The 7,436-nt window shown below is 70.5% G+C and carries 5 protein-coding genes; 4 read left to right on the top strand and 1 reads right to left on the bottom strand.

The window, feature by feature from the left end:
• Positions 1–8: 8 nt before the first annotated feature.
• Entirely contained in the window at positions 9–1,691 is a 1,683-nt protein-coding gene (locus G406_RS0118190) for a class I adenylate-forming enzyme family protein (RefSeq protein WP_028934938.1), read from the top strand.
• Positions 1,688–2,953 carry a cytochrome P450 gene (locus G406_RS47790; protein WP_037077265.1) on the top strand — a complete coding sequence of 422 codons (1,266 nt, stop codon included), beginning with the start codon at positions 1,688–1,690 and terminating at the stop codon, positions 2,951–2,953. Before G406_RS0118190 ends, G406_RS47790 begins: the two co-directional genes overlap by 4 nt.
• Positions 2,954–2,992: 39 nt before the next feature.
• Here the strand turns inward: G406_RS47790 and G406_RS0118180 are convergent, their stop codons facing one another.
• Positions 2,993–3,307 (bottom strand): aminotransferase class I/II-fold pyridoxal phosphate-dependent enzyme, encoded by a 315-nt coding sequence (locus tag G406_RS0118180; RefSeq protein ID WP_169736717.1) that lies wholly within the window; start codon positions 3,305–3,307, stop codon positions 2,993–2,995.
• 88 nt (positions 3,308–3,395) lie between these two features.
• Between G406_RS0118180 and G406_RS47785 the strand changes: the two genes are divergently transcribed.
• Both G406_RS47785 and G406_RS47780 read left to right on the top strand, forming a co-directional pair.
• A complete protein-coding gene (locus tag G406_RS47785; RefSeq protein ID WP_051342296.1) occupies positions 3,396–6,497 on the top strand; it encodes an AfsR/SARP family transcriptional regulator in 3,102 nt (1,033 codons plus the stop codon).
• A gap of 449 nt (positions 6,498–6,946) precedes the next feature.
• Positions 6,947–7,436: Glu/Leu/Phe/Val dehydrogenase dimerization domain-containing protein (locus tag G406_RS47780; RefSeq protein WP_037077263.1), on the top strand; the 490-nt coding region annotated here is incomplete at its 3' end.

Below are 7,436 nucleotides of genomic sequence, written 5' to 3'. Positions count from 1 at the left end.
AGGACTGAATGCAGCGTCGGTTGATCGAGGCCACCACACTGGGCGACCTGCTTGATCGACAGGCTCAGGAGCAGCCGGACAGAATCGCCCTCGCCTTCCCTTCCGGGGAAATGAGCTATCGCGAACTGGCGGCCCGGGCAAACCAACTGGCCAGGGGTTTGATAGGGCTCGGGGTCAACCGGGGCGACGCCGTCGGCATCCTGCTCACCAACTGTGTGGATTCTGTGTCCACACTGTGCGCCGTGGCCAAGATCGGCGCAATTCCGGTACCGGTGAATTCACGCTTCAAGTCCTACGAGTTGAGCCAGCTGGTCACCCAGTCCGGAATTCGGGTACTGCTCACCGAGACCCCCGCCGACCCCGCGGCTCCGGACTTCACCGCGTTGCTGGTCGACACCTTTCCCTCGCTGCGCTGCGAGGAGGTCGGCGACCGGCTCCTGCTCCCCGAGGCCCCCGAGCTCGAGCACATCGTCACCTTGAACACCGCCGGTGGGCGTGCGCCGTTCCTGACCGAGGCCGAGCTCGTGGGCCTCGCGGAGCGGGTGGAGCAGGCCGAGGTCGACCGGCGGCAGGTGCTCGTGCGCATCCGGGACACCGCGCTGGTCATGTACACCTCGGGCACCACGGCCAGCCCGAAGGGAGCGATGCTCAGTCACGAGGCGTTCAGCCGCTTCGCCGCCGCGACCGTGCACGAACTGTTCTCACTGAGCCCGGACGACCGCATCTGGACCGCGCTGCCGCTGTTCCACATCGGCGGCATCGCGTTCGCGATCGCCTCGCTCTACGCCGGCGCAACCTACGTCCACACCGGCTTCTACACCCCGGCCACCGCGCTGGACCAGCTGGAATCGTCCCGCGCCACCGTCGCGCTACCCGGGTTCGAGACGATCTGGCTACCGGTGCTCAACCGGCCCGACTTCGCCGAGCGTGACCTGTCCGCGCTGCGTCAGGTGATGGTCGTCGGCGTCCCGCAGCGGCAGCGCGACATGGCCGCGCGGCTGCCGCACACCACATTGATCTCGTGCTTCGGCATGACCGAGGCCTGTTCGTTCCTGTCGCTCAACCGGCCCGACGACACGCTCGAACAGCGGATCACCACCGGCGGGCACCCGCTGCCCGGGATGGAATGCCGCGTCATCGGGCCCGATGGCCAGGACGTCCCGGCGAACACCCACGGTGAGTTGTTGTTCCGAGGGTCGAACTGTTTCGACGGGTATTTCAAGGAACCCGAGCTGACCGCGCGGTCCTTCGACGCGGACGGCTGGTTCCACAGCGGCGACATCGCGACGATGGACCCGGACGGCCGGGTCACGTTCGTCGGCCGGGTCAAGGACATGCTGAAGGTCGGCGGGGAGAACGTCGCGGCCGGCGAGATCGAAGGTTTCCTGCTCACCCACCCGGCGGTGCTGATGGCGCAGGTCGTCGCCGCGCCGGACGCCCACTACGTCGAGGTGCCCGCCGCGTACCTCGAGCTGGTGCCCGGCGCGACGGTGACCGAGCGGGAGATCATCGAGTACTGCCTCGGCAGTGTCGCCACCTACCGGGTGCCACGCTACGTCCGGTTCGTCGAGGAGTGGCCGATGTCCGGCACCAAGATCAAGAAGTTCGTGTTGCGGGACCGGATCCGCGAGGAGCTGGACTCCCTCGGCATCACCACCGCACCCAAGCCCGTCGCGGCGGTGACCCGATGAGCGTGCGCCACACCCTGTCGCTGTACCGCAGCCGGGCTCGGCTGATGCGCTCCGCGGCGCTCGGCGATCCGGTCGCCCGGATCCTCGCCATGCCCCGGGGCAGCGCCGGGTACGCGCGCTACGAGAAGGTGCGGGCACGCGGCGAGCTGGTGCGCGGCCGCAGCGGCACCTACATGACCGTGTCGCACCGGGTGTGCAACGAGGTGCTGCGCAGCGACGCGTTCGGCGCGGTCCCGACGGCGGCGTCGAAGCACGTGCTGACACCGACCAACGGCCGGCTGGACCGGCTCGTGCATCCGCTGGACGACTCGTTCGCCTCGGTCGACCCGCCGGAGCACCCTCGGCTGCGCAAGATCGTCGCGCCGTTCTTCACCCCGGCCGCGATGCGGCGGCTGCGCGGGTTCGTGGACGAGGTGATCGACGACGAGCTCGATCGCCTCGACCGGCCGGAGCGCCTCGACCTGATCTCCGAGTTCGCCGTGCGGGTCCCGAGCCGGGTGATCTGCGAGATGCTCGGGCTACCGCCGTCGGACCACGAACGGTTCGTGCGGTGGGGCATCGAGTTCGGCGCGACCGTCGACGGCGCGCGCACCCCCGGCGACCTGCTGCGCACCCGCACCCTGCTGACCGAGATGACCGAGTACTTCGAGGACCTGTGCGCGGTACGGGCCCTGTCCCCCGGCGGGGCCGACATGGTCTCGGCGATGGTCGCCGCGACCGAGGCCGGTGAGATGACCCGGCGCGGGCTCGTCGCCACCTGCCAGGCGCTGCTGATCGGCGGGTTCGTCACCACCGCGAACATCATCGGCAACGGCGTCGTCGGGCTCATGCAGCATCCGGCGCAGCGGGACGCGCTGCTCGCCGACCCGACGCTCGCCGCGACGCTCGTCGAGGAGGTGCTGCGGCTGGAGGCGCCCGCCCAGTACAGCGTGCGGATCGCGTTGCGCCCGGTCACCGTCGCCGGGCATTCGCTGGAGCGCGGCACCCCGGTCGTCACACTGCTGGCCGGCGCCAACCGGGATCCGGAGGTCTTCCCGAATCCGAACGCCCTGGACCTGAGCCGTCCCAATTCACGCGACCACCTGTCGTTCGCCGCCGGAATCCATTACTGCATCGGCGCCGGACTGGCCCGCATGGAGGGCGAGATCGCGCTGAAGGCCCTGTTCGCCCGATTCCCCGACCTGCGCATCGAGGGAAAGGTCGCCTACTGCCCCTCCCGGGTCATCCGGGGCCCGTACGTCCTGCCCATCCGCCCCCGCTGACCCGTGAGTGTTTTCGGCTGCTATGACAGCCGAAAACACTCACGGGCTGATCAGGGCTGGCGCGAGGCGTTCGGCCACCTGTAGGAACGTTGTGTTCTCCTCGGGGGTGCCCACCGTGACCCGCAGATAGCCGGGCAGGCCCACATCGTCGACCTGGGCGCCCTCGATGGCGAACGCCTGCCACAGCAGCGCCGTGTCCATGCCCCTGGCGAAATCGCCGAACAGCAGGAAGTTCGCCTCGCTGGGCACCACCGGATAGCCGAGCTGACTGAGCCGACGGGTCAGCCGGGCCCGTTCCGCCCGCGCTTCCGCCACGATCGATGCGGTCAATTCTGAGAATTCGGAATAGGTCACGCGCCCGCCGCCCTTCAACGCCATGCGAGAGTGTGCGCGCGCCGCCTTCCGAAAGCCTTCCCCTCGGCTTCCGACAGAAGGGACACCGATGGACGACATCGACACCCGATTAGCCGGGCTGCGCTACCGAATCCTGGGCCCGGTCGCCGTCGTCGACGATCGCGGCGAGCCGATCCGGCTCGGCGCGCCCAAACAACGGGCGCTGCTCGCGACCCTGCTGCTGCACGCGAACCACGCGGTGTCCGAGGAACGGCTGATCGCGCTGGTATGGGGTGAGGATCCACCGCGCACGGTGCGCGGCCGCGTCCAGGTGTACGTCTCCGAGCTGCGGGCGGCGCTGGGCCAGGAGGTCATCAGCAGGGCAGGTGACGGCTACCAGCTGACCGTCGCCCCCGGGCAGCTCGACCTCGACCTGTTCCACGCCCTGCGCCGAGAGGCCGCGGCGGATCCCGACCGCGCGACGCGGTTGCTGCGTTCGGCGCTCGGGCTGTGGACCGGCATCCCGCTCGGCGGGCTGGGCGACGCGCTGGTGGTGACGGAGCGTCCGGGGCTCGACGAGCTGCGCCTGACCGCGTGGGAGGAGCTGTTCGCCGCCGAGCTGGCGCAGGGACGCGCGGTGCACGTCGTCGGCGAGCTGCGTACGGCGGCGGCCGAGCATCCGTTCCGGGAACGGATCGTCGCACAGCTGATGACCGCGCTGCACCGGTGCGACCGCCGCTCCGAGGCCCTCGCTGTGTACGCCGAGACGCACCGCAGGCTCGTCGACGAGCTGGGCATCGAACCCGGCCAGCGGCTGCGCGACGTGCAGGCGATGGTCCTGAACGACGAGAGCGAACAGCAGCAGCGACCGGCGCCCGCCGAGCTGCCCCGCGACGTGCGCGGGTTCAGCGGCCGAAGCGACGAGCTGACCGAACTGGACGCGCGGCTGAGCAGCGGCGGCGTCGGGGTCATCAGCGGCACGGCGGGCATCGGGAAGACGGCGCTGGCCGTCCACTGGGCGCATCGCGTCCGCGCCGACTTCCCCGACGGGCAGCTGTACCTCAACCTGCGCGGCTTCGACCCCGAGCACGAACCGCTGACCTCCGACGCCGCCCTCGGCCAGCTGCTGCGTTCGCTCGGTGCGGACCCCCGCCAGCTGCCGGACACCTCCGAGGGACAGACCGCGCTCTACCGGTCGCTGCTCGCCGACCGCCAGGTGCTGCTGGTCCTGGACAACGCCCGCGACGCCGGCCAGGTCCTGCCGCTGCTGCCGCCGTCCGGTTCGGTCGTGGTGACCAGCAGGCACCGGCTGTCCGAGCTGGTGTCCTCGGTCGGCGCGAACGTCGTCCTGCTCGACGCGCTGGGCAGCGACGACACCCACACGCTGCTGGAGGCGGTGCTCGGTGAGCGGCGGGTCGCCGCCGAGGCGTCGGCGGCCGCGCGGCTCGGCGAGCTGTGTGGTGGTCTGCCACTGGCGCTGCGGGTCGTCGCGGCGCGCCTGGCCACCGAGCCCGGCACGACGATCGCCGACGCGGTCGCCGAGCTGGAGGGAGCGAACCCGCTCGATGCGCTGGTGCTCGACGACGAGCAGCCGGGCATCGTCGCGGTCGCGTTCGGCGCGACCTACCGCACCCTGTCCGAGCCAGGCAGGCGACTGTTCCGGCTGCTCGGGCTGGTGCCCGGCGCGGATTTCACCGCCTCCACCACCGCCGCGCTGCTCGACGTCTCGCTCCCCGAAGCCGGCCGGTGGCTCAGCACGCTGGCCACGGTGCACCTGGTCGAGCGGCACGCCTCGCGCCGCTACCGGTTCCACGACCTGGTCAGGGCCTACGCCGCCCGGTTGGCGAGCGCCGATCCGGACCGCGACGCGGCCTGGGCACGGTTGGTCGAGCACTACCTCGACATCGCCGAGGCGGGCACGCGCCTGCACGGCGCCAGCACCGTCCAGCTACCCGCCGACTCGGCGCTCGCGCTGGCCCGGCGGGTGCGTCGCCGTCCGGCCGGCACCGTCGCGCTGGTCCCCCACGATCCGGACGTCGAGATGTCGAATCTGGCCACCGCGCTGTCACACGCCGCGCGGCGGGGCCCGTACCCGGCGGCGTGGCTGCTGGCGGAGGACCTGCTGTCCTACTTCCACCGCTTCGGGCGCCGCGCTGAGTGGATGGACATCGCACCCGCGATCCTCGGCGCCGCCGTCATTCACGACGAGGTACATCTGCAGGCGCTGCTGCATCGCGGGATCGGCGACTCGCTGTTCCGCGCCGGGCAACGCGACGCCGGTATGCGCCATCTGCACGACGCGGTGCGCCTCGCCCACGAGCTGGGCTGGAAGGACTGCGAGGCCGCCGCGCTGGACAACCTCGGCACCGCGCTCGAATGGACCGGGCGGCTACCCGAGGCGGCCGAGCACACCTTGGAAGCGGCCCGGCTGTTCGCCGAGCTGGGCTCGGTCACCGGGGAGAACCGGACGCTCAACGCCCTCGGCGGCAAGTACCACCACCTCGGGCGGCTGCGCGAGTCCGAGCAGAGCTACCTGCGGGCGCTCGCGCTGAGCGAGGCACATGACCTGCCGATGCGCCGCGCCTCGGACCTGATGGACCTCGGCTCGGTGCAGCTGGAGCTGGGCCGCCACGACGACGCCGAACGCAGCCTGGTGCGCGCGCGGGACCTGTTCACCGAGCTGCGCTCCCCCATGGGTCTGATCTTCACCTACTTCTGGCTCAGCAGGCTGCGCTGGCAGACCGGCGATGATCAGCTCGCCCGCGAGGAGGCGGAACGCGGTCTCGTCCTGGCCAAGGCGAGCGGCGCGAAGCTGGTCGAGGCCGCCACCCTCAACGCGCTGAGCGAGGCCGAGATCCGGCTCGGTCTCCTCGACCGGGCCGCCGAGCACCTGGCCGAGTCGCTGCGGATCGTGCGGACCGGCGGGTTCGGGTTCCACCTCGGTTACGCGCTGTGCGCCCGCGCCCGGCTGCACGCGGCGCTCGGTGAGCTGGAGCAGGCGGTCGAGACGGCGATCCAGGCGCGGCAGGTCGCGCGCGACGGCGGCTACCGTCCGCCGGAGATCGCCGCGTCCCTGGTCCTGACCGAGATCTACACGCGCTGGGGGAAGCCGGAGCCGGCCCGCGAGCACGGGCTCGAAACGTTGCGGCTGTGCGAGGAGACCGGCCAGGCGAACGAGGCAATACGCGTCCGGCGCCTGCTGGGGTCATGACCGAGGCTCGCCGAGCAGCCGGCTGACCGGGAAACCGTGATCGCAGACACCACTTCGCAGAGGTAGCTGTCGTGTCGCAGACGCTGCAGTGTCTGCGACACGGCATGAAGGTCTGCGAGGCCGCGCAGACGCCGCCGAGCGCATGGGGCGTTATCCTTTCCTGTGCTGTGAGAATTATCAGCCTATTCGGTTAATTGGTTGACTCGCGCATTGTCAGCGGATATTCCGACGTGCATTAGTTCACGAATTGTGAACGTCGGCGTGCATGTTTCGTAACTGGACGTCCGAACCTCCACCGAGCAGGCTGGAGTCACCGGCGCGAGAGGCCACCGCCCGGGGAAAGTCACAGCTCAGCGCGTTGTACTCGCCATCTTCGATGGCGAGTTGTGCTGCGCGCCGGGCCGGGCCGATTCGGTAACTGCGAACCAGGAAGGAGGTGGGCGACCACGATGCGGGATTCGAGGGGGCTCACGGGTGAGGAGCTGCACAGCACGGTGTCGGAGATCGATGCGGTGCCCTCGATCAACACGGTGGGCGCGGTCGACACCGTTGCGACGATCGACCCCGCCGTCATCGTCGCGCCGGTCGAGTCGCCGCGTGGTGAGCCGTTGCTGCGGGTGAACTGGACCGACCCGGTCACCGGAACACACGGCTACCTGGTCGTGCACTCCCTGGTCGCGGGCATGGCCACCGGCGGCACCAGAATGCGCCCGGGCTGCACCCTGACCGAGGTCGAAGACCTCGCCTTCGGCATGGCCGCCAAAACCGCCACCTTCGACCTGCCCATCGGCGGCGCCAAAGGCGGCATCGACTACGACCCCAAAGCACCCGACGCCATCGACGTCCTGGCCCGCTTCTGCGACGCCATGCGCCCCTTCATCCAAGGCCACTGGGTCACCGCCGAAGACCTCGGCGTCCCCCAACACCTCATCGACACCG

This window comes from Actinospineispora spinosispora DSM 44797, assembly GCF_000429025.1.
In the GTDB taxonomy this organism is placed as follows: Bacteria; Actinomycetota; Actinomycetes; order Mycobacteriales; family Pseudonocardiaceae; genus Pseudonocardia; species Pseudonocardia spinosispora.
The sequence above is the reverse complement of the archived record's forward strand: the minus strand, read 5'-3'. Positions and strand labels throughout refer to the sequence as shown.